Here is a 1400-nt window from a genome sequence, read left to right as displayed (position 1 = left end):
GGGAACCGACCCTATGTATGGACTCGCCCCCATCGTCAAGCTGCTTTTAGGCCCGGGAACCGGCTGCATCTATGTATCAGGCCTTCGTGGGCGGGCGCGTACGCCTGCCGGCCAAAATTGGTTGAGCTCGCGATATGCCAATTACCGAGAGGCCTCAAGGGCCGGTAGGGTCGCAGGCATCATTTCGCGACGGTCTGACCTGTATCCCGTTTCTTCAAGCAGCGGCGCGGGTGCTGGGCACCCGGTGGCGGAAACGCGTTTGTTTGGTCTAATCGGCTCCTATTGGGGCTGGTACTCGGCCTGGGTGGTCATCAGTATCCAAGCGATGCGCAGATTGCGGTTGGCCAGGCGGATGGCAGCGCCTTTCTTTCCATGCTGCCGACACCAGCGCTGCAATCGTTTGTCATCGGCCCCGGTGGCGTCAGCTCTGACACGATGCAGTACCGACTGCGCGCCCGTCACCGCCAAGCTTCGGATGTAGCCGTCGCCGCGTCTGGTCATCCGACCAAGGCGTACGGTGGATCCGCTGCTGTGCTGGTCGGGCACCAGCCCAAAATACGCTGCAAATTGGCGGGCATTGGGAAAACGCTCCGGCTGGGTCTGCTTGGCCAGCAACGCGGTGGTCATGATCGGACCAAACCCGCGGATGGTCATCCGCCGACGCGCCACCTCATCGTTCTGCGCAATCTGCTCCAGTTGACGATCAAGCCGCTTGCGACGCTGCCCCAAGTGCTCCCATTCGGCCCATAGGTCCGCGATGATTTCGCGCAGCATCTCTGGTATCGGGAAGCTGGTGTCCTGCTGGATACGGGTCACCCACAAGGCCAACGCGGAATTGGATTTGGCGATGGCAATTCCATGCTCGAGGAGGATTCCCCGTACCTGGTTGCTAATGGATGTCTGTCGACGGATATAGCCAGTGCGTACCCGGTGCTCGGCCTGCATCTCCAAAGCGTGGACCGTTTTAACCGGCACACCATGAATCGCTTCGTCGCGCCCGGCTCGCAGGATCGCCAGACAGTCATTGCGGTCGTTCTTGGCCCCGCTGCGATGCTCGGCCACGCGCTGGGCAGGAAGAATGCGCACTTTGGCTCCCGCCTCCTGCACCTGGCGGGCCCACGCCTGGGCACCTGGACCGGTCTCCAACAACACTTCCACCTGTGCACCCAGGCCAGCCAACAGCTTGCTGAATGCAGGGCGGGACTTGATCCGTTCCTCGTAAACCACGCGGCCGCAGGCGTCCTCCCCGGCGACTTGGAATACTTGCTTGGCCAGATCCACAGCCAAACGTACAAAAGCTGGCGTAACCTTGTTCATGGCTCGTCCCTCGCTGTTGGTGGCTATAGGTTGCCACCATGGCGCCCAGACGCCTCGGCGAGGGGCGAGTCCATCCAATTACC

General features: G+C 61.6%; 1 protein-coding gene. It reads right to left on the bottom strand.

Annotated elements, in window-relative coordinates:
- Positions 1-279: 279 nt before the first annotated feature.
- Entirely contained in the window at positions 280-1317 is a 1038-nt protein-coding gene (locus tag KVS69_RS18225; RefSeq protein ID WP_217539410.1) for an IS110 family transposase, read from the bottom strand.
- Positions 1318-1400 lie beyond the last annotated feature (83 nt).

Source organism: Stenotrophomonas sp. GbtcB23, from assembly GCF_019091045.1.
Taxonomy (GTDB): Bacteria; Pseudomonadota; Gammaproteobacteria; order Xanthomonadales; family Xanthomonadaceae; genus Stenotrophomonas; species Stenotrophomonas rhizophila_A.
The sequence above is the reverse complement of the archived record's forward strand: the minus strand, read 5'-3'. Positions and strand labels throughout refer to the sequence as shown.